Raw genomic sequence first — 24,342 nt, 5'->3', positions numbered from 1 at the left:
GAGGCGTGATAACGTCGTTTCGTCGTAAAAAGCCAAGGACGCACCATGACAACCCGCTATACAAAAATCGCCATGATCCTGGCGCTTGCCGCCTTCGCCTTCCTGACCGTGTTCAACAACGTCACGGACTACAGCTCCAACTTCAATTTCGTCCAGCACGTACTGACCATGGACACCACCTTTCCCGACAATGCCGCCCGGTATCGCGCCATCGACAAGCCCTGGATGTGGCACGGTGCTTATTGGCTGATCATCCTCGGCGAAGCCATGACCACCGTGTTGCTGGCCTACGGCGCGCTGAAGCTCTGGCGGGTACGCACGGCGGATAGCTTGGCGTTCAATCAGGCAAAAGGATGGGCCATCGTGGGGCTGACAACGGGGTTTTTCGTCTGGTTCTTCGGCTTCATGGTCGTCGGCGGCGAATGGTTCCTCATGTGGCAATCCGAGACCTGGAATGGCCAGGACGCCGCGTTCAGGTTCTACATGGCGCTGCTGGGCGTGCTGATCTTTCTCAACCAGACCGACGCATGCCTGGACGGACGCCCATGAAAAAACGGCCCGCCTCCAATGGAGACGGGCCGTTTTCAGTTTTTCAAGCGAGCCGTCGAAGCCTCGCCGAGAACCTTACTGGTTCAAGCGGAAATCTTTCTCAGCCGCTTCGAAGCGCTGCAGCATGCCGGTGGTAGGCGTGCCCATCTTGCTGACGAAGTAGATGGCCAGGCTGGCGAAAATGAAGCCTGGGATGATTTCGTACAGGCCCAGCAGTTCGAACTGCTTCCAGACGATCACGGTGATCGCACCTACCAGAATGCCGGCCAGGGCGCCATTGCGGGTCATGTTCTTCCAGATCACCGAGATCAGTACAACCGGACCGAATGCAGCACCGAAACCGGCCCAGGCGTAGCTCACCAAGCCCAACACGCGGTTTTCCGGGTTGGCGGCCAAGGCAATGGCGATTACCGCCACCAACAGCACCATGAAGCGACCGACCCAGACCAACTCGAGCTGGGAAGCACCTTTACGCAGGAACGTCTTGTAGAAGTCCTCGGTCAAGGAACTGGAACATACCAACAACTGGCAGCTCAGGGTGCTCATGACAGCGGCGAGGATCGCCGACAGCAGCACACCGGCAACCCATGGGTTGAACAGCAGTTTCGCCAGCTCGATGAATACACGCTCAGGGTTTTCAGTCACGGGACCGGCCACCTCCGGGTGCGCCGAGAAGTACGCGATACCGAAGAAGCCGACGGCAACGGTGCCGCCCAGGCACAGGATCATCCAGGCCATGGAGATGCGACGTGCCTTGGCGATCGACTTGACCGAATCCGCCGCCATGAAGCGCGCCAGGATATGCGGCTGACCGAAGTAGCCCAGGCCCCAACCCATCAGCGAGATAATGCCGATGAAGGTGGTGTTTTTCAGCATGTCGAAGGACGTAGGGTCTTTCGCTTCGATGGCCAGGAACGTGGTGTCCACGCCACCGGTCGCCAGCAGTACGATGATCGGCGTGAGGATCAGCGCAAAGATCATCAGGGTGGCTTGTACAGTGTCGGTCCAGCTCACGGCCAGGAAACCACCGATGAAGGTGTAGGCGATGGTCGCGGCGGCACCGGCCCACAGCGCAGTCTCGTAGGACATGCCGAAGGTGCTTTCGAACAGACGGGCGCCGGCGACGATGCCGGAAGCGCAGTAGATGGTGAAGAACACCAGGATCACCACCGCAGAGATGATGCGCAGCAGGCCGCTGGTATCTTCAAAACGGCTGGAGAAATAATCCGGCAGCGTCAGCGCATCACCGTTGTGCTCGGTCTGGACCCGCAGGCGACCGGCAACGAACAGCCAGTTCAAGTAGGCACCGATGATCAAGCCGATGGCGATCCAGCCTTCCGACAGGCCGGACATGTAGATTGCGCCAGGCAAACCCATCAACAACCAGCCGCTCATGTCGGAGGCACCGGCAGAAAGCGCCGTCACGACGCTGCCCAGGCTACGACCGCCCAGGATGTAGTCGGAAAGGTTATTGGTGGAGCGATAAGCCATCAGGCCGATCAGGACCATGGCTGCGATATAGATCACGAAGGTGATCAGGGTGGGATTGCTAACACTCATGAGTTACGCCCTGGCTTTGTTTTTATGGTGCGGTGGCAGTTGTAAAGCGCCGACAACGCAGACGTTGTACCGACGTTTCGCAGACCCGCGAATTTATGACTGATGTTTCCCCAGGAAAGCCATCAGCCGATGCAGCTCAGCCCGGATTTCGAACCCAGAACCGGTTGCACCTTGGCCGCGAATGCTATTCAACAAATCAAATAAGGTGCAACCAGTTTCGCTAAAATAAGTTGCACCCAGTCGGAATAATCGTACAAACGGCCATTATTGCCCGCTATTGGTGCACAAATGGAAGCCGTGACGAGTTTTCTTGCACCAAACAAGTGCCAACCTGAAACATGTCGAGGAACATCCGGATGAGCTGTTCAATATTTCGACAAAAAACCGGTTGCACCCGGTTGCACCTCCAACAGCTCACAGCTAATCTTGCCGCCAGCTGATGCCACGCGGTACGTGGCAAACATGAGGATAAAAATATGGCTACCACCACCCTTGGGGTCAAACTCGACGACCCGACCCGCGAACGCCTCAAGGCGGCCGCAACCTCGATTGATCGCACGCCTCACTGGCTGATCAAGCAGGCAATTTTCAATTACCTGGAAAAACTCGAGGGTGGTGCAACCCTGACCGAGCTGAACGGTTCCCCTCGTGCCGACAGCGACGACGCTGGCGATGTACAGGTCGATCACGCTCACCAGTGCTTCCTTGAATTCGCCGAAAGCATCCTGCCGCAATCGGTACTGCGCGCCTCCATCACTGCCGCTTACCGTCGCCCTGAGCCGGAAGTGGTGCCGATGCTGATCGAGCAGGCCCGCCTGCCGGCCGAAATGGCCGAAGCCACCAACAAGCTGGCTGCTTCCATTGCTGAAAAATTACGTAACCAGAAAAGTGCTGGCGGTCGTGCCGGTATTGTTCAGGGCTTGTTGCAGGAATTTTCCCTGTCGTCCCAGGAAGGCGTGGCACTGATGTGCCTGGCCGAGGCGCTGTTGCGGATCCCGGACAAAGGCACCCGCGATGCGCTGATCCGCGACAAGATCAGCACCGGCAACTGGCATCCGCACTTGGGCAACAGCCCGTCGCTGTTCGTCAACGCCGCCACCTGGGGCCTGTTGCTGACCGGCAAGCTGGTCGCCACCCATAACGAAGCAGGCCTGACCTCCTCCCTGAGCCGCATCATCGGCAAGAGCGGCGAGCCGATGATCCGCAAGGGCGTCGACATGGCCATGCGCCTGATGGGCGAGCAGTTCGTCACCGGCGAAACCATCGCTGAAGCCCTGGCCAACGCGAGCAAGTTCGAATCCAAGGGCTTCCGCTATTCCTACGACATGCTGGGTGAAGCCGCACTCACCGAACATGACGCCCAGAAGTACCTGGCCTCGTACGAACAAGCCATCCACTCCATCGGCAAAGCGTCCCATGGCCGTGGGATTTATGAAGGCCCAGGTATTTCCATCAAGCTCTCGGCCCTGCACCCGCGCTACAGCCGCGCCCAGTATGAGCGCGTCATGGACGAGCTGTACCCGCGCCTGCTGTCGCTAACTCTGCTGGCCAAGCAATACGACATTGGCCTCAATATTGACGCTGAAGAAGCCGACCGCCTCGAACTGTCCCTGGACCTGCTCGAGCGCCTGTGCTTTGAGCCGCAGCTGACTGGCTGGAACGGCATCGGCTTCGTGATCCAGGCCTACCAGAAGCGTTGCCCGTACGTGATCGACTACGTCATCGACCTGGCCCGTCGCAGCCGTCACCGCCTGATGATCCGCCTGGTAAAAGGCGCGTACTGGGACAGCGAGATCAAACGCGCCCAGGTCGAAGGCCTGGAAGGCTATCCGGTGTACACCCGCAAGGTGTACACCGACGTTTCCTACATCGCCTGCGCTCGCAAGCTGCTGTCGGTGCCGGAAGTCATCTACCCGCAGTTCGCCACGCACAACGCCCATACCCTGTCGGCCATCTACCATATCGCTGGTCAGAACTATTACCCGGGCCAGTACGAATTCCAGTGCCTGCACGGCATGGGTGAACCGCTGTACGAGCAAGTTGTAGGCAAAGTCTCCGAAGGCAAGCTGAACCGTCCGTGCCGCGTGTACGCTCCGGTCGGCACCCATGAAACACTGCTGGCCTACCTGGTGCGTCGCCTGCTGGAAAACGGTGCCAATACCTCGTTCGTCAACCGCATCGCCGACCAGTCGATTTCCATCCAGGAATTGGTGGCCGATCCGGTGGCAAGCATCGAGCAGATGGCAACCCTGGAAGGCGGTTTCGGCCTGCCGCACCCGCGCATCCCGCTGCCGCGCGACCTGTATGGCAGCGACCGCGCCAACTCCAGCGGCATCGACCTGGCCAACGAACATCGCCTGGCCTCGTTGTCCTGTGCCCTGCTCGCCACCGCCCATAACGACTGGAAAGCCGCGCCGATGCTCGGCTGCGCCGCCAGCGAAGAAACCCCGGCAGCGGTGCTGAACCCGTCCGATCACCGCGACGTGGTCGGCCATGTGCAGGAAGCCACGGTCGCCGACGTCGACAACGCCATCCAGTGCGCGCTCAACGCCGCACCGATCTGGCAGGCCACGCCACCAGCCGAACGCGCCGCGATCCTCGAGCGTGCCGCCGACCTGATGGAAGGCGAGATCCAGCCGCTGATGGGTCTGCTGGCCCGTGAAGCCGGCAAGACGTTCGCCAACGCCATCGCAGAAGTGCGTGAAGCCGTGGACTTCCTGCGCTACTACGCGGTGCAGGCCCGCAACGATTTCACCAACGATGCCCATCGCCCACTGGGCCCGGTGGTCTGCATCAGCCCGTGGAACTTCCCGCTGGCCATTTTCAGCGGCCAAGTCGCCGCCGCACTGGCCGCCGGCAACCCGGTCCTGGCCAAGCCCGCCGAACAGACCCCGTTGGTGGCGGCCCAGGCTGTGCGCCTGATGCTCGAAGCCGGCATTCCGGAAGGCGTCCTGCAACTGCTGCCGGGCCGTGGCGAAACCGTTGGTGCCCGCCTGGTAGGTGACGATCGCGTCAAAGGCGTGATGTTCACCGGGTCCACCGAAGTCGCCCGTCTGTTGCAACGCAACATCGCCGGTCGCCTGGACAACCAGGGCCGCCCAATCCCGTTGATCGCCGAGACTGGCGGCCAGAACGCCATGATCGTCGACTCTTCGGCGCTGACCGAACAAGTGGTCATCGACGTGGTGTCCTCGGCCTTCGACAGTGCCGGCCAGCGTTGCTCGGCCCTGCGCGTACTGTGCCTGCAGGAAGATTCCGCCGACCGCGTCATCGAAATGCTCAAGGGCGCCATGGCCGAATCGCGCCTCGGCAACCCGGAGCGCTTGTCGGTGGACATCGGCCCGGTGATCGACGCCGAGGCCAAGGCCGGCATCGAGAAGCACATCCAGGCCATGCGCGACAAAGGTCGCACCGTATACCAGATGGCGATCGCCGACAGCGACGAATGCAAGCGCGGCACCTTCGTGATGCCGACGCTGATCGAGCTGGAAAGCTTCGATGAGCTGCAACGCGAGATCTTCGGCCCAGTGCTGCACGTGGTTCGCTACAAGCGCAAGGAACTGGACCAGTTGATCAACCAGATCAACGCCTCCGGCTACGGCCTGACCCTGGGTGTACACACCCGCATCGACGAGACCATCGCCAAGGTCATCGACAATGTGAATGCCGGCAACGTCTACGTTAACCGCAACATTGTCGGCGCCGTGGTCGGTGTACAGCCGTTTGGTGGCGAAGGCTTGTCGGGCACCGGTCCGAAGGCTGGTGGTCCGCTGTACCTGTACCGCCTGCTGTCGACCCGTCCTACCGATGCGATCCAGCAATCCTTCGTCCGTGGCGATGCCCTGGCCGCGCCGGACCTGCGTTTGCGCGACGCCATGAGCAAGCCGCTGACCGCCCTGCAAGCCTGGGCCGACAGCCAGAAGCTCGCCGAACTGAGCGCTTTGTGCGTGCAGTTCGCCGCCCAGTCGCAAAGCGGCATCACCCGCCAGCTCACCGGCCCAACCGGCGAACGCAACAGCTACGCCATCCTGCCCCGCGAGCATGTGCTGTGCCTGGCGGACGTGGAAGGCGACCTGCTGACGCAACTGGCCGCAGTCCTGGCCGTCGGCGGCTCGGCCGTATGGCCGGAAACCGACACCAGCAAGGCAGTGTTCGCACGCTTGCCGAAGGAAATCCAGGCACGCATCCAGCGGATTTCCGACTGGACCAAGGACGACGTGGTGTTCGACGCCGTCCTGCACCACGGTGACTCGGACCAACTGCGCGGCGTTTGCCAGCAAGTGGCCAAGCGCGCCGGTGCAATCGTCGGCGTGCATGGCTTGTCCCAAGGCGAAACCAACATCGCGCTGGAGCGCCTGGTGATCGAACGAGCACTGAGCGTCAACACCGCCGCTGCGGGCGGTAACGCCAGCCTGATGACCATCGGCTAAACCGTTATATGCCAGGCCCCCGCAATGGGTGCCTGGCAATAGAACTCCTTGTGGGAGCAGGCTCGCTTCCACATTGTTTTGATTAGCGTCGCCCCCTCTGCTCCATCACCCAAATCAATCATCCTGTTCAGGCACCATTGCCAGACCTAGACTCGGCCTATTCCAAGAAAAGGTAGGCCGCCATGTCCGAGACGTTGCTCAGTTCCCGCAATCTGGCTTTCGAGCTGTATGAAGTCCTCGATGCCGAGGGCCTGACCCAGCGCGAACGGTTTGCCGAGCACAATCGCGAAACCTTCGACGCGGCCATCGGTACCGCTCGCAGCATCGCCGAAAAGTATTTCGCCCCCCACAACCGCAAGAACGACGAAAACGAACCGCGCTATGAAAACGGTCAGGCGATCCTGATCCCGGAGGTGAAGCCGGCAGTGGATGCCTTCCTGGAGGCAGGTTTTCTCAATGCCGCGCGCAGCTTCGAGGCGGGTGGCATGCAGCTGCCGACGTTGTTGTCCCAGGCTTGCTTCGCGCATTTCCAGTCAGCCAACGCCGCTTCGACTTCCTACCCGTTCCTGACCATGGGCGCGGCAAACCTGATCGAGAGCTTCGGCAGCGATGATCAGAAGCAACGCTTCCTGCAACCGATGATCGACGGCCGTTTCTTCGGCACCATGGCCCTGACCGAACCTCACGCGGGCTCATCACTGTCGGATATTCGTACACGCGCAGAGCCGGCGTCCGACGGTACCTATCGGCTCAAGGGCAACAAGATTTTCATCTCCGGCGGCGACCATCCGTTGTCGGAAAACATCGTCCACATGGTCTTGGCGAAATTGCCGGACGCGCCACCGGGCGTGAAGGGCATCTCGCTGTTTATCGTGCCCAAATTCCTGGTTAACGACGACGGCAGCCTGGGCAAGCGCAACGATGTGCTGTTGGCCGGTTTGTTTCACAAAATGGGCTGGCGTGGCACCACGTCCACAGCGCTGAATTTCGGCGACAACGGCGAATGTGTCGGTTACCTCGTAGGAAAACCACACCACGGCCTGAGCTACATGTTCCAGATGATGAACGAGGCGCGCATCGGCGTCGGCATGGGCGCGGTGATGCTGGGTTACGCCGGTTACCTGTATTCCCTGGAATACGCTCGCGAACGCCCACAAGGCCGCGTGCCCGACAGCAAGGATCCGACCACCGCCCCCGTGGCGATCATCCAGCATGCCGACGTGCGGCGCATGCTGCTGACACAAAAGGCCTACGTGGAAGGCTCGTTCGACCTCGGCCTGTACGCGGCGCGGCTGTTCGACGACACCACCACGCTGGAAAGCGAAGCCGAGCGCCGGCGAGCCCATGAGCTGCTCGACCTGCTCACGCCGATCGTCAAGTCGTGGCCTTCGGAGTTCTGCCTGAAGGCCAACGAGCTGGCGATCCAGATCCTCGGCGGTCACGGCTACACCCGCGAATACCCGGTGGAGCAGTATTACCGCGACAATCGCCTGAACCCGATCCATGAGGGCACCCATGGCATCCAGTCCCTGGACCTGCTGGGACGCAAACTGGCACAGAACGGCGGTGCCGGGCTCAAGCAACTGATCCGCCTGGTGGCCGACACCACCGAGCGCGCACAAGCGTACCAATCGCTGACGCCCTTGCGTCAGCCATTGGAAGCCCTGGTGGCGCGCCTGCAAACCGTCACCCTCGGTCTGCTGACCGACCTGGCTCAAGGCAAGGTCAACAGCAGCCTCGCCAATTCGGCGCTTTACCTGAAGGTGTTCGGACACATGGTGATCGGCTGGCGCTGGCTGGAACAGGCGATTCGCGCCGAGGAAGGACTGGCGAAGGGGAATGCGGCGGACAGCGACTTCTATAAAGGCAAGCTGCAAGCGGCGCGCTACTTCCTGACTTGGGAAGTGCCGGGCTGCGAGCATGAGCTGACGCTTCTCGAGGCACGGGATGATACATGCCTCGAGATGCGGGATGAGTGGTTCTGAGCTAGGCTGCGGGGGGCTTCAAGCCTGCTGGATCGTCTTGGCAATCACCTCGACCGTGGCGCTGACCTGCTCTTGGTAACGGTCGAGTTCCGCCCGATGCTGCTTCTGCATTTCCATCTGTTGCGAACACAGGTTCATGGCCGCCAAGACCAGCAGGCGATCACCGATCAATGTCGGGTATTTGCGCTTGGTATCGGCCAGGGCCGCCTTGAGCATCGAAGCGGCGTCCAGCAACGCTTGCTCCTGCCCGGCCGGCGCCTTTATCGAATAGTCCTCGCCTAGAATCGAGACGACTGTCACCCCATCGGCACGATGATTCATGCGCTGGCCGTTGCGGTGCTGGCGCGCTCGATCAAGGCCTGGATCCGGGCGGTGGTGGCGCCATGCAGTTCTTCCTGTTCCATCAGGTTCAGTTGCAGGCTTTCGTTTTCATCCTTGGCCTTGGCCAGTTCGGCGCTCAGGGTTTCATTCAGGCCGGTGAGGTGGCGGTTCTGTTGCACCAGGTCATTGACCAGTTGCTCCAGCTGACTGAGGGATGTTTCCAACATATTGATTTCCAGGCTTTTCCAAGGGGCGCGTACGATAAAGAAAAGTCACCGCGGATGCCACGTTTCAAGGGCAACGGTGCTTCGCTCGCGAGCTGTAGAGACTGCGGTCCCGGGATCTGGTTCCTACCCTTCGTCGCAAGATCGGCGATGGGTGCGGCAAATGCCCGCGGCTGGCTCAAGACTTCAGTCGCAAGACCGATAAGTCAGTGAAACCAGTCATAGTCCGCACGGACGCGCTTCTTCACGGTAAATTTTATGTCCCTACGTAATATGAACATCGCGCCGCGGGCGTTCCTGGGGTTTGCCCTGATCGGCGCCCTGATGCTGGCCCTGGGCGTTTTTGCCTTGAGCCAGATGAGCAAGATTCGTGTGTCTGGCGACAACATCGCCCAGAACAGTGTGCCCAGTATCAAGGCATTGAACGAGTTCACCCAGCTCACCTTGCGTCTTCGCGTGCTGTCCTATCGCCTGCTGACCAACCGCGAAGCGGATACCCAGCAAAAAACCCTGGAGCTGTTCGAGCAGCGCAACCAGCAAGTCAGCGCCGCACAGGCTGCCTATGAAAAACTCATCAGCGCCCCGGACGAACGGGCCGCGTATGAGCAGTATGTGCAATTGCTCAATCAGTACCGCCAGCTCGAAGAGCGGATGAAAACCCTGTCGCGCAACAATCAGGTCACTGAATTGCAGGCACTGCTCAACACCGAACTGATGAGCAATTCCGACGCCATCAACGCAGTGCTGGCTCGTTTGACAGAGATCAACAACCTGCAAGCGGAAGCCTTCAATAAAAACGCGGCGCAACAATATTCCACCGCGTTCAACTGGGTCGTTACTCTACTGGTCATCGCCACCGGCCTGACCGTGCTGTTCGCCTGGCTGCTGACCAACAGCATCACCAAGCCGATCGCCAACGCGCTGGAAGCCGCCGAGGAAATCGCCAAGGGCAACCTCACCCGGCCGATTACCGTTGACGGCAGCGACGAAGCCGGCCGCCTGCTGCGTGCGATGTCGACCATGCAGGACAAGCTGCGCGACACCCTGCAACGGATCTCCGGCTCAGCGACGCAATTGGCCTCCGCCGCCGAAGAGCTCAACAGCGTCACCGATGAAAGCGCCCGTGGCCTGACCCAGCAGAACAACGAAATCGAACAAGCCGCCACGGCGGTCAACGAGATGACCAGCGCCGTGGAAGAGGTTGCCCGCAACGCGGTCAGCACCTCGGAAGCGTCCAGGAACGCCACGACTTCAGCGGGCGACGGCCGTGACCTGGTACAGGAAACCGTCGGCGCCATCGAACGCATGAGCGCCGACGTACAAAGCACCGCCACGCTGATCGGCAACCTGGCCGATGAATCCCGCGACATCGGCAAGGTGCTCGACGTGATCCGTGGCCTGGCCGACCAGACCAACCTGCTGGCCCTGAACGCCGCCATCGAAGCCGCCCGTGCCGGTGAAGCCGGTCGTGGTTTCGCCGTGGTCGCCGACGAAGTCCGCGCCCTGGCCCACCGCACCCAGCAGTCGACCAGCGAGATCGAACGCATGATCGGCAGCATCCAGAGCGGCACCGAACAGGCCGTGGACTCGATGCGCAACAGCACCGAACGCGCCGAATCGACCCTGAACATCGCCCGCGGTGCCGGTATGTCCCTCGACACGATCAACAGCGCCATCGTCGAGATCAACGAACGCAACCTGGTGATCGCCAGCGCCGCCGAAGAACAGGCCCAAGTGGCCCGTGAAGTGGACCGCAACCTGGTGAACATCCGCGACCTGTCGGTGCAATCGGCCACCGGTGCGAACCAGACCAGCGCCGCGAGTGCAGAACTGTCGCGTTTGGCGGTGGATTTGAACAGCATGGTTGGGCGGTTTAGCCTTTAACCCGCGTAACGGATGATAGTGAGCAATCATCCGCCTGGCTTTTGTGGCGAGGGAGCTTGCTCCCGCTGGGTCGGTCCGACGCTTCGGGCGCAGCAGCCCCGTCCTTAAAAGCGACGACTGCTTCGCAGCCGAGCGGGAGCAAGCTCCCTCGCCACAAGGGCTGCGCCCAAAATTCAATTCCAAACCTTTTTTGACAGCATCACATTTCAACAGGTTAGAATCGCTGGCACGCAGACTGCATGGTCAGTTTGTGCCTGTCCCTCAAGATTCCCGGAGTACTGCCTTTGACTGCGACGACCATCAACAGCCTGTTCTTGATCGGCGCGTTGCTGGTGGGTGCGAGCATTCTGGTGAGTTCTCTTTCATCGCGCCTGGGCATCCCGATCCTGGTGATCATCCTCGCGGTGGGCATGGCGGCTGGTGTCGACGGCGCTGGCATTCTTTTCGACAACTACGCCACGGCCTATCTGGTCGGCAACCTCGCCTTGGCGGTGATCCTGCTGGACGGCGGCTTGCGCACGCGGGTTTCGAGCTTTCGCGTGGCGTTGTGGCCGGCGCTTTCCCTGGCGACGGTGGGGGTGCTGATCACCACGGGGTTGACCGGCATGGCGGCGGCCTGGCTGTTCAACCTGAACTTGATCCAGGGATTGCTGATCGGCGCGATTGTCGGTTCCACCGACGCCGCGGCGGTGTTCTCGTTGCTCGGCGGCAAAGGCCTGAACGAGCGTGTCAGCGCCACCCTGGAAATCGAGTCCGGTAGCAACGACCCCATGGCGGTGTTCCTCACCGTAACCCTGATCGGCATGCTCGCCAGCGGTGAGACCGGCTTGCACTGGAGCCTGCTCGGCCACTTGGTGCGCGAGTTCGGCATCGGCGGCGCGATCGGCCTGGGCGGCGGATGGCTGATGCTGCAGTTGGTCAACCGTATCAACCTGGCCAACGGGCTCTACCCGATCCTGGTCATCAGCGGCGGCCTTGCGGTATTCGCCCTGACCAACGCCCTGCACGGCAGTGGCTTCCTGGCGGTGTATCTGTGCGGCCTGGTGATCGGCAACCGCCCGATACGCAGTCGTCACGGCATCCTCCATATGCTCGATGGCATGGCCTGGCTGGCGCAGATCGGCATGTTCCTCGTGCTGGGGTTGCTGGTCACGCCCCATGACCTGCTGCCGATAGCCTTGCCCGCCCTGGGCCTGGCCCTGTGGATGATCCTGTTCGCGCGCCCGCTGTCGGTCATGGTCGGCCTGTTGCCGTTCAAGGCCTTTCATGGTCGCGAGAAGGTGTTCATTTCCTGGGTCGGGCTGCGGGGCGCCGTGCCGATCATTCTTGCGGTGTTTCCGCTGATGGCCGGCTTGCCTCACGCGCAACTCTATTTCAACCTGGCATTCTTTATCGTGTTGGTGTCGCTGCTGGTGCAGGGCACAAGCCTGCCCTGGGTCGCCAAGCTGTTGCATGTGACCGTCCCGCCGGAGCCCTTGCCGATTTCCCGCGCTGCGCTGGAAGTGCATGTCACCAGCGAGTGGGAACTGTTCATTTATCGCCTGGGCGCGGAAAAGTGGTGCATCGGCTCGCCCCTGCGGGACCTGAAAATGCCCGACGGCACGCGCATCGCGGCCCTGTTTCGTGGCCAGCAACTGCTCCATCCGTCGGGTAGTACGGTGTTGGAAGTCAATGATTTACTGTGTGTCATCGGCCATGAACACGACTTGCCGGCCCTTGGAAAACTGTTCAGCCAGGCTCCGCAACGGGGCCTGGATTTGCGCTTCTTCGGCGACTTCGTACTCGAAGGAGACGCCCAGCTGGCCGCGGTTGCTGCCCTGTACGGGTTGAAGCTGGACGGTATCGATCCGGACATGACCCTGGGCCGCTTCATCGCGCAGAAAGTCGGCGGTGCGCCGGTGGTCGGCGACCAGGTGGACTGGAACAACACCCTGTGGACCGTCGCCGTCATGGACGGGAACAAGATCGGCAAAGTGGGCGTCAGATTCCCCGAAGGAAGTCGCCCGGGTCCCGGCTTGTTCCTCTAAACTGCTCCCACTCTCATTTGCTTGACCGGTCTCTATGCCTACCCTGCGCTCCTTATTCGCCATCGCCCTGCTCGGCCTGAGTCTTTCCATCTGCACGGTCCAGGCCGCTGAGCCGCCCACCAGTGCCTCGGTCCAGGCCAGCCTGGACAAGATCGCCGACCGCAAACTCCCGGAAGCCGATCAGAAAGCCTTGCAGGCCGTGTTGCAAAACACCCTGACCCAGTTGAGCAACAAGGCCGACTACGAACAGAAGCTGCTCGCCATCAAGCAGCAACTGGCCAACGCGCCCAAGCTGAATATCGAGAACCAGCGTGAACTGGCGCGGCTCAAGGGCACCAATGTGGTGCCGGTGGCGCAACGCTATGCCAACCTGCCGATTCCCCAGCTCGAGCAAATGCTGACGGAACGCTCTACCCAGCAGTCCGACTTGCAAAAAGCCCTGGCCGACGCCAACAGCCTGGTTATCACCGCCCAGACCCGCCCCGAGCGAGCACAGGCGGAAATCGCCGCCAGCCAGACCCGAATCCAGCAGATCAACACCATCCTCAAGGCTGGCCGGGATGCGGGCAAAGCCCTGAGCGCCGAGCAGCGCGACCAGCTCAACGCAGAACTGGCGGCCCTCAACGCACTGATTCCGCTGCGCCGCCAGGAACTGGCCGGCAACAGCCAGCTGCAAGACCTGGGCAACAGCCAGCACGATCTACTGTCGGAAAAGATCGACCGCATGGAGCGGGAAATCCAGGACCTGCAGAACCTGATCAACCAGAAGCGCCTGGCCCAATCCCAGGAAACGGTGACACAGCAATCCATCGAAGCGCAGAAGGCCGGCGGCAGCAGCCTGCTGGCGACCGAAAGCGCGGCGAACCTGAAACTCTCCGATTACCTGCTCAGGAGCACTGACCGCCTCAACGAAGTCACCCAGCAGAACCTGCAGACCAAACAGCTGCTGGACAGCGTCACGCAGACCGACGCAGCGCTGGACGAGCAGATCAGCGTGCTCAAGGGCAGCCTGTTGCTGTCCAAGATCCTCTACAAGCAGCGCCAGACCCTGCCGCGCCTGAAACTGGACCAGAACCTGGCCGACCAGATCGCCGACATTCGCCTGTATCAGTTCGAAGTCAGCCAGCAACGCGAGCTGCTGAACAACCCCGCGGCCTACGTCGACAACCTGCTGGCGTCCCAGCCCTCCGAGCAAGCCACGCCACAGCTGCGCAAGACCTTGCTTGAACTGGCGCTGACCCGGGTCGACCTGCTGGACCGCCTGAACCGCGAATTGAGTGCGGTGCTCAACGAGTCCATCACGTTGCAACTCAACCAGAAGCAACTGCTCAGCACCGCACAGAGCCTGCGCGCAACCCTCGAAGAGCAGATGTTCTGGATTCCCAGCAACAAGCCGCTGGATTTCGAATGGATGCGCGGCGTGCCTGCCCGCCTGGAAAAACAGGTCGACTCGCTGCCCTGGGCTTCGAGCCTCAGCGAACTGGCCGACGGCCTGACCCAGCGACCGCTGCTGTTCCTGCCCCTGGTGCTGTTGATCGGCGTGCTGCTGTGGCGGCGCAAGAATCTGTATGCGCGCCTGAACAAAGTCCATCAGGATGTCGGCCACTTCAAGCGCGACAGCCAGTGGCACACCCCCCAGGCGATCCTGATCAACATCCTGCTGGCGATGCCGGTGGCCATTGCGCTGGCGCTGTGCGGCTACGCCTTGCAGATCGACGCCCGCGGCCAGAACACCAACCTCGGAGCGGCGCTGCTGCAGATCGGGCAGGCCTGGCTGGTGTTCTATACCGCCTATCGAATCCTGTCCCCAGGCGGTGTGGCCGAGCTGCATTTCCGCTGGGAAAAACCCCAGGTCGAATTCCTCCAGGGCTGGATCCGTCGACTCGGCCTGGTGGTCCTGGCCTTGGTGGCCGTGGTGGCGGTGGCGGAATTGCAGCCGTCGGCCCTGGCCGATGACGTCCTTGGCATGCCGGTGGTGCTGACCTGCTACGCCTCGATGGCTTGGTTGCTCAGCCGGCTGCTGCTGAGCAGCCCGACGCACAAGAACACCTCGCTGTTCCGCAAGGCCCTCGGCGTGCTGTTCACCGCGCTGCCGATCGCACTGTTCGTCGCCGTCTGCTTCGGCTACTACTACACCGCGCTGAAACTCAGCGACCGCCTGATCAACACGCTGTACTTGCTGATGTTCTGGCTGGTGATCGAGGCCACCTTCGTGCGCGGCCTGTCGGTCGCGGCACGACGCCTCGCCTACCAGCGCGCTCTGGCCAAGCGCCAGGCGGCCAAGGAGGCCGGTGACGGCGAAGCGGTGGTAGAAGAGCCGACCCTGGACATCGAGAAGGTCAACGAGCAGTCCCTGCGCCTGATCCGCCTGGCCCTGCTGGGCGGTTTCATTGCCGCGCTGTACTGGGTCTGGTCGGACCTGATCAGTGTGTTCTCCTATCTGGACAACATCACTCTCTATGAGTACACCAGCGGCACCGGCTCCGCCATGAGCATGGTGCCTATCAGCATCGGCGACATGCTCGGTGCGCTGATCATCATCGGCATTACCTTCGCCCTGGCGCGCAACCTGCCGGGCCTGCTGGAAGTGTTCGTGCTGTCGAAGCTGAACCTGGCCCAGGGCAGCGCGTACGCAACCACTACACTGCTGTCCTACGTGATCGCCGGCGTCGGCTTCGTTACGACGCTGTCCACCCTTGGCGTGAGCTGGGACAAGTTGCAATGGCTGGTGGCTGCGCTGTCGGTGGGCCTGGGCTTCGGCATGCAGGAGATCTTCGCCAACTTCATCTCCGGCATCATGATCCTGTTCGAGCGACCGGTGCGCATCGGCGACACCATCACCATCGGCAACCTGTCGGGCACGGTGAGCAAGATCCGCATTCGGGCGACCACCATCACTGACTTCGACCGCAAGGACATCATCGTCCCGAACAAGACGTTCATCACCGGGCAATTGATCAACTGGTCGCTGACCGATACCGTGACACGGGTAACCCTTAAGGTAGGTGTCGACTACGGGGCGGACCTTGACCTGGTCAGGGACCTGCTGCTCAAGGGAGCCCGGGAAAATCCACGGGTGCTGAAGGAGCCGGAACCATTGGTGTATTTCCTGAACTTCGGGGAAAGCACCCTGGATCATGAGCTGCGCATGCATGTGCGTGACCTGGGCGACCGCAACCCTGTACTGGACGAGATCAACCGGTTCATAAGTCGCGAATTCAAAAAGCACAAGATCGGTATTGCGTTCCGGCAAGTGGAGGTCTCCTTGAAAAACCTCCAGGGCCTGGAATACAAACTGACGCCAGTATTGCCGCAGGACAAGACGACGCCCGAGCCTTCCCGCGCGCCAGAGCCCAAGTCCTTGCCAGAGCCACCGGCAGCCACCCTCGACTGATCGCGCAATGCCCAGGGCATCGCGCCGGAGACGGCCATGAAAACGCTGGAAACCTTGACCTTCGATAACCGTTTCGCCCGCCTGGGCGACGGCTTATCGGCCCACGTGCTGCCAGAGCCTATCGACAATCCGCGATTGGTGGTGGCCAGCCCGGCGGCCATGGCATTACTGGACCTGGAACCGGCGGAAGCCGAGACAGCGCTGTTTGCCGAAATCTTCGGCGGGCACAAGCTCTGGGCTGAAACCGAGCCCCGGGCAATGGTGTATTCGGGACATCAGTTCGGTCACTACAACCCGCAATTGGGCGATGGCCGTGGGTTGCTGCTCGGCGAGGTCTACAACGAGGCCGGCGAGCACTGGGACCTGCATCTCAAGGGGGCTGGCCAGACGCCGTTCTCGCGGATGGGCGACGGGCGCGCGGTGTTGCGCTCATCGATCCGTGAATTCCTTGCCTCCGAGGCGCTGCATGCCCTGGGCATTCCCACTACCCGCGCCTTGTGCGTGATCGGTTCCGACACCCCGGTGTGGCGCGAAAAGCAGGAGCGTGCCGCCATGGTGCTGCGCCTGGCCCCCAGCCACGTGCGCTTCGGGCATTTCGAATATTTCTACTACACCAAGAAGCCCGAGCTGCATGCAGCGCTCGCCGAGCACGTGTTGAACCTGCATTTCGCCGAATGCCGCGAGCAGCCGGAGCCGTACCTGGCGATGTATCGCGAGATCGTCGAGCGCAACGCCGAGCTGATTGCGAAATGGCAGGCCTACGGGTTCTGCCACGGCGTGATGAACACCGACAACATGTCGATCCTGGGCATTACCTTCGACTTCGGCCCGTTCGCCTTCCTCGACGACTTCGACGCCAACTTCATTTGCAATCATTCCGATGACCAGGGTCGCTACTCGTTCAGCAACCAAGTGCCCATCGGCCAGTGGAATCTCAGCGCCCTTGCCCAAGCCCTGACGCCCTTCATCAGTGTCGAAGCCCTGCGCGAAACCCTCGGTTTGTATTTGCCGCTGTATCAGGCCCACTACCTGGATTTGATGCGCCGTCGCCTCGGCCTGACCGTTGCCGAAGAGGATGACCAGAGGCTGGTGGAGCGCCTGCTGCAACTGATGCAGAACAGCGGGGTCGACTACAGCCTGTTCTTCCGCCGGTTGGGCGACCAGGCCCCGGAACACGCCGTTGCCAGTTTGCGCGACGACTTTGTCGACTTGAAGGGTTTCGACGCCTGGGCCGAACTGTATGTCGCCCGGGTCAACCGCGAAGGCCCCCTCGATCAAAACCAGCGCCGCGCCCGCATGCATGCGGTCAATCCGCTCTACGTGCTGCGCAACTACCTGGCACAGAAAGCCATCGACGCCGCCGAGTCAGGCGACTACGAAGAAGTCCGCCGTTTGCACAAGGTGTTGAGCAAGCCATTCGAGGAGCAACCGGGCATGGACAGCTACGCCGAGCGCCCGCCTGAGTGGGGTAAGCATCTGGAGATCAGTTGCTCGTCATAACCCTGTGGCGAGGGAGCTTGCTCCGCGGGGTCGGTCCGACGCTTCGGGCGCAGCAGCCCCGATAGCAATCCAAGCCTTCAAATAAAGGTTTCAACCGATACGCCAAAGCGCTCTGCCAACCAGCGAATCTGCCTTAGATTCAGCTGGCGCTTGCCGCTCAGCACTTCCGATACCACTGATTGGGCGCCGACACCCGGCAAATCGCTCTGGCTCAAACCGTGCTCACGCATAAGGTACCGAAGCGCCTCTACGCCGCTCGCCTTGGGCATCGGCCGGTGTTGCTGATCCCAGGCTTCAATCCATTCGCCGATAATGTCGACCAGGCTCATCAGAGGGTGGGCTTCGTCTTCACCGACCAGTTCCAGCAGTTCATCAAGCGCGCCAGCCAGACGATCGTAATCTTCCTCACTCCTGGGCTTGCGCAGAAGAGGCGATACGAACTCCCAATGGGCAGCGACCTGTTCTATCAATGCACTCATCCTTTTACTCCTTCCACTTGCCTCTATCGTATTCCCGGTGGTCGAGCACGCATTTTATATAGAGCCGTTGGGGTCGGTATCGAATCACCGCTATCAGCCGCAACTTGTTTCCTCCAATGTCAAACACGTGCAGCGGACCGACTTTATCGGTGGCCGGAAATATGGATTTCATCGCCGCGTAATCCGCTGGGCTATTTCGCTTGATCAGCCGATACCATTGATCCAACGCATTGGCGCAATGCGGCCATTTCTCCTTGGCCTCCCAAATGCGCTTCTCAGTGATCACATGCGTGCAACGTCCTTATCGCATTTTGCTATAGGAGAGTTAAACACAAAACTGGCGCATCGCAAATTGCGATAGCGCCAGTCAGATAGACGGGTTGATATTGCAGAATTTCAGCCTAGTCGCCGAAAGCTCTAATCCCTTGGAAGAAATGTGAGCAGGTATGAGCCATGTGCTCACCCCGCCTTATCATTCCCTTGTTCGGGCGTCTCGATCCCTGATTCTGCTTCTTCGCCAGCCGGCTCTGCCGCTGGCTTTTCCTCGGGATAACCGGGCATGCCGCGGGCGTCTTCCGGGGTCAATTCGTCCCGATCATGGCGACTGTCGGTAGCGTAGGCCGGGGCGGCGTTGGGGTCTTCGTCGCGGCCGGCGGTACCGAGCACGAAGCCGTCGTCGTTGGGGTTGTCCACTGCCTGGGGAGTGGCTGGGTCTTGAGGATGGCTCATGGGACCTCCTGGGGTTGCGAACAGGTACGTGGTGTCTTTTTGAGGCCGTGAGACCTTTTCAGTGCGACGTACCTGATGAATGGCAACCCCATGAAGACGACGCCCAGCGCCCTACGCCATATCACTCTGGCTGAATTCTTCGGCCAGGAAATCAATCAACGTACGCACCGACGGCAACAACCCGCGGCGTGAAGCAAAAATCGCGTGGACGATCCCGCATTTGGGCGTCCAGCCCGGCACCAGCTCCACCAACCGTCCGGCGGCAATGTCCTCGCGCACCACCACGCTGGGCAAATGGGCGACGCCAATGCCTGCCAGCACCGCATGACGCAGGGCCAGCAGGTCATCGGTGACCATGCGCGGCTCATGGCGTATCAATGCACGGGTACCGTCCGGGCCGAACAGCTCCCACTGGTACTCACGCTGCGCCCCACCCCAATGCACGCTGGGCAAGCCATTAAGGTCCGCCGGGGACGCCGGTGTAGACATGTGCTCCAGGAACGCAGGGCTGCCCACCAGGCATTGTGTGCTGTTGCTCAGCACCTTCATGACCATGTCGGTGTTTTCCAGCGGCGGAAAACGCACCCGCAAGGCGATATCGAACCCCTCGTGGATCAAGTCCACCCGGCGGTTGGTGCTCTCGATAAACAGCTCCACCCTCGGGTACTTGAGCATGTAGCGGGTCAGCATCGGCCCGACCCAACTGTTGAGCAACGCCGTCGGACAACTGATGCGCACCAGGCCCTGGGGTTCGGAGCGGTTGCGCTCGATTACTTCCGCCGCGCTCTCGGCCTCGACCCGCATCGCCAGGCAGCGCTGGTAATAGGCCTGGCCGATCTCCGTCAATGTGCAATGCCGACTGGTGCGATGGAGCAAGCGTACCCCGAGCCGCTCCTCCAATAAGGCAATGCGCCGGCTCAGCTTGGATTTGGGCATGTCCAGCGCCCGGCCCGCCGCGGCGAATCCACGGTGCTCAACCACCTGGGTGAAGTAGTACAGCGTGTTGAGGTCTTCGATGATCGTTCTCCAAATAGAACGCTAAGGCTGATTTTCGCAGTCTAGCGCATCAAAGGTGCCAGTTTTAATCTACACACATCGAAACGCAACACGGATTCAAACCGGCGCTTCGGCCAGATGAGTCACCGAATAATCGCTATACCAACATTAAAAACCTTAACCACGCCGAAACCTTCGGCAATCAGAACTTAATGAGGGCTACGCCATGACTACTTCCTACAACCGTCTCGACAAAGATAACGCCGCCGTTCTGCTGGTGGACCACCAGGCTGGCCTGCTGTCCCTGGTACGCGACATCGACCCGGACCGTTTCAAGAACAACGTGCTGGCCCTGGCCGACCTGGCGAAGTACTTCCAACTGCCAACCATCCTCACCACCAGCTTCGAAACCGGCCCCAACGGCCCGCTGGTGCCCGAGCTCAAGGCTCTGTTCCCGGACGCGCCGTACATTGCTCGCCCTGGCCAGATCAACGCCTGGGACAACGAAGATTTCGTCAAGGCGATCAAGGCAACCGGCAAGAAGCAACTGATCATCGCCGGCGTGGTGACCGAAGTCTGCGTGGCCTTCCCGGCACTGTCGGCCCTGGCCGAAGGTTTCGACGTATTCGTGGTCACCGATGCCTCAGGCACGTTCAACGAACTGACCCGCCAATCGGCCTGGGACCGGATGTCTTCTTCGGGTGCGCAACTGATGACCTGGTTCGGCCTGGCCTGTGAACTGCACCGCGACTGGCGCAACGACGTGGAAGGCCTGGCGACCTTGTTCTCCAACCACATCCCGGACTACCGCAACCTGATGACCAGCTACAACACGCTGACCCAGGCTAAGTAAAGCCACGCCAATAACCCCGGTGGGAGCGAGCTTGCTCGCTCCCACCGGGGTTTTGTGCTGTTTTCTATATAGTGTTGAATCTGCTCAATCGAATATCGAAGGAGAATGTCCCGATGCTGATCCCCTGCCCTCACTGCAATGGGCTCAATCGCATACCCGCGGAACGCCTGGGCGACCAGCCCAAGTGCGGGCGCTGCAAGGCCCAGGTGTTACTGAGCAAACCCTTCGAACTCAAGCAAGGCGACTACGCCAGCCAGATCAAGGGCGACCTGCCGTTATTGATAGATGTCTGGGCGGATTGGTGCGGCCCGTGCAAATCCTTCGCGCCGGTGTTCGAACAGGCCGCCGCGCAGCTGGCCGGTCAATGCCGGTTGGCCAAGCTCGACAGCGAGGCTAATCAGCAATTGTCGGCGCAGTTGGGGATTCGCTCGATACCCAGCCTGATCTTGTTCAAGGACGGCCGGGAGGTTGCACGCCAGAGCGGCGCGTTCCCCTTGCCCCAGCTAATGAGCTGGTTGCGCAACCAGGGGATTTGAATCAGGCATTTTCCAGCAGCCCATGCAGTTCCACGAACTGCAGGGTCAGTTTATGCCGCGGGTCCAGGTGAATCAGCGGCAGACTCGCCTGGTGGGACTCACGCATGCGCACGGAACTGCTCAGGTAGACGGGCAGCACCGGCAAGCCTTCGGCGATCAACTCGTCGAGCATCTGCTGCGGCAGGCTGGCGCGGGCCTGGAACTGGTTGACGACAATGCCTTCGATTTCCAGATCTTCATTGTGGTCGTCCTTGAGTTCAGCGATCTCCGACAGCAGGCCGTACAGCGCCTGGCGAGAAAAACTGTCGCAATCAAAAGGGATCAATACCCGATCGGCGGCGATCAGCGCTGAAACCGCATAAAAATTCAATGCTGGTGGCGTATCCAGGTATATCCGGTCGTAATCCTCGTCCAGCTCTTCCAGCAGTTTGCGCAGCTTGTTGATCTTGTGTTTCGCCTCGAGCTTGGGCTGCAAATCCGTCAGTTCCGCCGTGGCGGTGATGACGTGCAGGTTGTCGAAGGGGGTTTCGTAGATATCGACCCTGTTCTTCTTCGAAAAAGGCCCCGATGACAAGGTCTGCTTGAAGAAATCCGCAATGCCCATGGGAATGTCATCGCCGGTCAGGCCGGTCAGGTATTGAGTGGAGTTCGCCTGGGCATCCAGGTCCACCAACAGCGTGCGATACCCCTCGCTGGCGCTGACCGCCGCCAGATTACAGGCGATGCTGGACTTGCCCACGCCACCTTTTTGATTGAACACCACACGCCGCATGACAAAACCTCCGTGTATCAAAGATTCCCGAGTGTAGTAGCGCAAGACACCGCTTCGCTACCTTCGCCATGCTCGGATTACGGTGTCGGTGGCTTTTTCGGACAACCGAGCGTCAATCCGTCTGCAAGATGACGGAAGCGGCTGACAGACATTCACGCTTTTATCGTCACAATGGCGATGCTCGCCCTGGGCCGATCCGTTGGGAATATTGCCTGGACAAAACGTCACCATTATTTGCTACAAGCCAACCGCACCGGGATAATGCGCGCCACTAGGGTCGCAAGGCCATGCAGGGTCGGACGCGGGTCAAACCACTGAACCGTGACAATAAAAGCCCGCAGGGGTGGGATGAGTTTGTGATCAATTTCAATATCGCCCAATGGCGCGCATGGGCCCCTGGGCTCGAAAGCGTGGACGATTGGCAGGCATGGAGCCGACAACCGGTCGTGCCGCCCGTCAGCGATGCGGCCCCTGACGTGTCGTTCCTGCCTGCCATGCAACGTCGACGCCTCAGCCGCCTGGCCCGCATGGCTTTCAGCGTCGCCTGGCCGTTGGCCGAGGGGCGATCGAACCTACCGTTGGTCTTTATTTCCCGTCATGGCGAAACCCCACGGACTTTTGAGATTCTCAAGGACCTGGCCGCCGACCAGCCGCTGTCGCCTACGCAGTTCAGCCTGTCGGTGCACAACGCGGTGATTGGCCTGTGGTCGATCATGCGCGGTGAAACCAGCGAAATGACAGCGCTGGCCGCGACGGGCGATGGCCTTGAACACGGCATGCTGGAGGCCGCTGCATTGCTGGGCGAGGGCTCGCCGGCGGTGTTGCTGGTTATCACCGAAGAAGAACCGCCCAGCGTCTACGCGCCGTGGGTCAGCGACGTGCCGTTTCCCTACGCGGTGGGGCTGCTGCTGACCCGTGGCGACGACTGGCAACTGCAACTCTCCAATCCGACCGAGCCGCTGCCGGGCAGCGACTGGCCCCATGCCCTGGATCTGTTGCGTACGCTGCTGGGCAATCAACTCACCTGCCAACATGCCTGGAAGAATCGTCTATGGACCTGGCAACGCAACCGGTGACCGGTAAACATCGCGACGCCTACTACTGGCGTCTGTTTGCGACCGCCGCAAGCTTCGCCCTTTTCGGGCTGGGTGGGCTGTGCCTGCGATTGCTGGTGTTTCCGTTGCTCAATGCGTTACCCGGCGACCCAAAGACCCATCGGCATCGCGCCCGGCGAACGGTCGGGCGCCTGTTCTGGTTCTTCATTCGATTCATGGCCCGCACCGGTGTGCTCACCTATCAAATCGACGGTGCCGAAAAACTCGGCCGCCCGGGGCAGATGATCATCGCCAACCACCCGTCCTTGATCGACGTAGTATTCCTGATCGGCCTGGTGCGCGACGCTAACTGCGTGGTCAAGCAAAGCCTGTGGGACAACCCCTTCACCCGCGGCCCGTTGCGCTCAACCCAATACATCAGCAACGACGGCAGCATGGACATGCTCGACGCCGCCAGCAACGCCCTGCAAGACGGCCAATGCCTGATTGTCTTTCCCGAAGGCACGCGCACCCAGCCAGGCCAAGCACCGGCCTTCCATCGAGGCGCCGCGGCGATCGCCCTGCGAGGTGCGAAAATCCTTACGCCAGTAACGATCAAGGTCAGCCCCACCACCCTGACCAAGGCCGAGCCCTGGTACCGAATCCCCCAACGCCGCGTGCACTTCAGTTTTCGCGTCGGGGCCGATATAGACCCACAGGCTTTTGCCGCGCTGGGTCCTGCGCCGCAGGCCTCACGCCGGCTCAACGATTTTTTGCATCACTATTACATCAAGGAGCTCGCCGAAGATGAGCGATCTGCACCGTGACATCAAACAGCTGATCATCGACGCCCTGGGCCTGGAAGACATCGGCGTCGACGACATCGGCGACGACCAGACCCTGTTCGGCGAAGGCCTGGGCCTGGACTCGGTGGATGCCCTGGAGCTTGGCCTGGCGATTCAGAAAAAATACGGCATCAAAATAGACGCCGACGCCAAAGACACCCGTAACCACTTCAGCAATGTGGCAAGCCTTGCGGCCTTCGTCACTGCAAAACAAGCCGCCTGAG

Annotated in this window: 20 protein-coding genes and 1 pseudogene; 13 read left to right on the top strand and 8 right to left on the bottom strand. The window is 60.9% G+C overall.

Annotated elements, in window-relative coordinates; translation table 11 throughout:
• Positions 1-45 precede the first annotated feature (45 nt).
• The gene (locus J3P79_RS02570) at positions 46-549 is read left to right on the top strand and encodes a DUF2165 family protein (protein WP_434607908.1); all 504 of its coding nucleotides are present in this window, start codon (positions 46-48) and stop codon (positions 547-549) included.
• A gap of 75 nt (positions 550-624) precedes the next feature.
• Here J3P79_RS02570 and putP read toward each other — a convergent pair whose 3' ends face one another.
• On the bottom strand, positions 625-2,109 hold the full coding sequence (gene putP, locus J3P79_RS02565; protein WP_434607906.1) for a sodium/proline symporter PutP: 1,485 nt from the start codon (positions 2,107-2,109) through the stop codon (positions 625-627).
• A 476-nt stretch (positions 2,110-2,585) separates the two neighbouring features.
• On the opposite strand from putP, the gene putA reads away from it, so the two are divergent.
• Positions 2,586-6,539: a trifunctional transcriptional regulator/proline dehydrogenase/L-glutamate gamma-semialdehyde dehydrogenase gene (gene putA / locus J3P79_RS02560; protein ID WP_434607905.1), complete on the top strand. Its 3,954-nt coding sequence runs from the start codon at positions 2,586-2,588 to the stop codon at positions 6,537-6,539.
• A 182-nt stretch (positions 6,540-6,721) separates the two neighbouring features.
• Complete coding sequence (locus tag J3P79_RS02555) at positions 6,722-8,524, top strand: acyl-CoA dehydrogenase (protein WP_434607903.1); 1,803 nt, start codon at positions 6,722-6,724, stop codon at positions 8,522-8,524.
• A gap of 18 nt (positions 8,525-8,542) precedes the next feature.
• Here J3P79_RS02555 and J3P79_RS02550 read toward each other — a convergent pair whose 3' ends face one another.
• Both J3P79_RS02550 and J3P79_RS02545 read right to left on the bottom strand, forming a co-directional pair.
• Positions 8,543-8,845 carry a cell division protein ZapA gene (locus J3P79_RS02550; protein WP_434607901.1) on the bottom strand — a complete coding sequence of 101 codons (303 nt, stop codon included), beginning with the start codon at positions 8,843-8,845 and terminating at the stop codon, positions 8,543-8,545.
• On the bottom strand, positions 8,842-9,072 hold the full coding sequence (locus tag J3P79_RS02545; protein WP_434607899.1) for a hypothetical protein: 231 nt from the start codon (positions 9,070-9,072) through the stop codon (positions 8,842-8,844). Before J3P79_RS02545 ends, J3P79_RS02550 begins: the two co-directional genes overlap by 4 nt.
• 255 nt (positions 9,073-9,327) lie before the next feature.
• Between J3P79_RS02545 and J3P79_RS02540 the strand changes: the two are divergent.
• The 5 genes and pseudogenes from J3P79_RS02540 to selO form a co-directional block, all read left to right on the top strand.
• Positions 9,328-10,050 (top strand): annotated as a pseudogene (locus J3P79_RS02540) (MCP four helix bundle domain-containing protein); the annotation flags it as partial.
• Positions 10,051-10,080: 30 nt separating this feature from the next.
• Positions 10,081-10,953, top strand: a complete 873-nt coding sequence (locus J3P79_RS02535; RefSeq protein ID WP_434611327.1) for a methyl-accepting chemotaxis protein — start codon at positions 10,081-10,083, stop codon at positions 10,951-10,953.
• A gap of 284 nt (positions 10,954-11,237) precedes the next feature.
• Entirely contained in the window at positions 11,238-12,980 is a 1,743-nt protein-coding gene (locus J3P79_RS02530) for a potassium/proton antiporter (protein WP_434607898.1), read from the top strand.
• Between the two features lie 34 nt (positions 12,981-13,014).
• The gene (gene mscK, locus J3P79_RS02525; protein WP_434607896.1) at positions 13,015-16,374 is read left to right on the top strand and encodes a mechanosensitive channel MscK; all 3,360 of its coding nucleotides are present in this window, start codon (positions 13,015-13,017) and stop codon (positions 16,372-16,374) included.
• Positions 16,375-16,410: 36 nt separating this feature from the next.
• Positions 16,411-17,874 carry a protein adenylyltransferase SelO gene (selO, locus tag J3P79_RS02520; protein ID WP_434607894.1) on the top strand — a complete coding sequence of 488 codons (1,464 nt, stop codon included), beginning with the start codon at positions 16,411-16,413 and terminating at the stop codon, positions 17,872-17,874.
• A 77-nt stretch (positions 17,875-17,951) separates the two neighbouring features.
• Here the strand turns inward: selO and J3P79_RS02515 are convergent, their stop codons facing one another.
• The 4 genes from J3P79_RS02515 to J3P79_RS02500 form a co-directional block, all read right to left on the bottom strand.
• Positions 17,952-18,353 carry a helix-turn-helix domain-containing protein gene (locus J3P79_RS02515; protein WP_434607893.1) on the bottom strand — a complete coding sequence of 134 codons (402 nt, stop codon included), beginning with the start codon at positions 18,351-18,353 and terminating at the stop codon, positions 17,952-17,954.
• 4 nt (positions 18,354-18,357) lie between these two features.
• On the bottom strand, positions 18,358-18,639 hold the full coding sequence (locus tag J3P79_RS02510) for a type II toxin-antitoxin system HigB family toxin (RefSeq protein WP_434607891.1): 282 nt from the start codon (positions 18,637-18,639) through the stop codon (positions 18,358-18,360).
• A gap of 173 nt (positions 18,640-18,812) precedes the next feature.
• Positions 18,813-19,082, bottom strand: a complete 270-nt coding sequence (locus J3P79_RS02505; RefSeq protein ID WP_434607889.1) for a hypothetical protein — start codon at positions 19,080-19,082, stop codon at positions 18,813-18,815.
• A 111-nt stretch (positions 19,083-19,193) separates the two neighbouring features.
• Positions 19,194-20,102 carry a LysR substrate-binding domain-containing protein gene (locus tag J3P79_RS02500; protein ID WP_434611325.1) on the bottom strand — a complete coding sequence of 303 codons (909 nt, stop codon included), beginning with the start codon at positions 20,100-20,102 and terminating at the stop codon, positions 19,194-19,196.
• A 202-nt stretch (positions 20,103-20,304) separates the two neighbouring features.
• Here J3P79_RS02500 and ycaC point away from each other — a divergent pair, with 202 nt between their 5' ends.
• Together ycaC and trxC are read left to right on the top strand one after the other, a co-directional pair.
• Positions 20,305-20,931 carry an isochorismate family cysteine hydrolase YcaC gene (ycaC, locus tag J3P79_RS02495; protein ID WP_434607887.1) on the top strand — a complete coding sequence of 209 codons (627 nt, stop codon included), beginning with the start codon at positions 20,305-20,307 and terminating at the stop codon, positions 20,929-20,931.
• Positions 20,932-21,044: 113 nt separating this feature from the next.
• Complete coding sequence (gene trxC, locus J3P79_RS02490; RefSeq protein WP_434607885.1) at positions 21,045-21,467, top strand: thioredoxin TrxC; 423 nt, start codon at positions 21,045-21,047, stop codon at positions 21,465-21,467.
• Position 21,468: 1 nt separating this feature from the next.
• Here trxC and J3P79_RS02485 read toward each other — a convergent pair whose 3' ends face one another.
• A complete protein-coding gene (locus J3P79_RS02485; RefSeq protein WP_434607883.1) occupies positions 21,469-22,239 on the bottom strand; it encodes a ParA family protein in 771 nt (256 codons plus the stop codon).
• 356 nt (positions 22,240-22,595) lie between these two features.
• Here J3P79_RS02485 and J3P79_RS02480 point away from each other — a divergent pair, with 356 nt between their 5' ends.
• The 3 genes from J3P79_RS02480 to J3P79_RS02470 are packed head-to-tail and all read left to right on the top strand — an operon-like array spanning position 22,596 to position 24,341.
• Positions 22,596-23,315, top strand: a complete 720-nt coding sequence (locus J3P79_RS02480) for a beta-ketoacyl synthase chain length factor (RefSeq protein ID WP_434607882.1) — start codon at positions 22,596-22,598, stop codon at positions 23,313-23,315.
• Positions 23,291-24,100: a lysophospholipid acyltransferase family protein gene (locus J3P79_RS02475; RefSeq protein ID WP_434607880.1), complete on the top strand. Its 810-nt coding sequence runs from the start codon at positions 23,291-23,293 to the stop codon at positions 24,098-24,100. Before J3P79_RS02480 ends, J3P79_RS02475 begins: the two co-directional genes overlap by 25 nt.
• The gene (locus tag J3P79_RS02470; protein WP_434607878.1) at positions 24,081-24,341 is read left to right on the top strand and encodes a phosphopantetheine-binding protein; all 261 of its coding nucleotides are present in this window, start codon (positions 24,081-24,083) and stop codon (positions 24,339-24,341) included. The genes J3P79_RS02475 and J3P79_RS02470 overlap by 20 nt, the downstream gene beginning before the upstream one ends.
• The last annotated feature ends 1 nt before the right edge of the window (position 24,342 follow it).

Origin of the sequence: Pseudomonas sp. R1-7 (assembly GCF_051132105.1) — a bacterium.
Classification (GTDB): Bacteria; Pseudomonadota; Gammaproteobacteria; order Pseudomonadales; family Pseudomonadaceae; genus Aquipseudomonas.
Note: the sequence above shows the minus strand (reverse complement) of the source record. Positions and strands in the feature narration are given on the sequence as shown.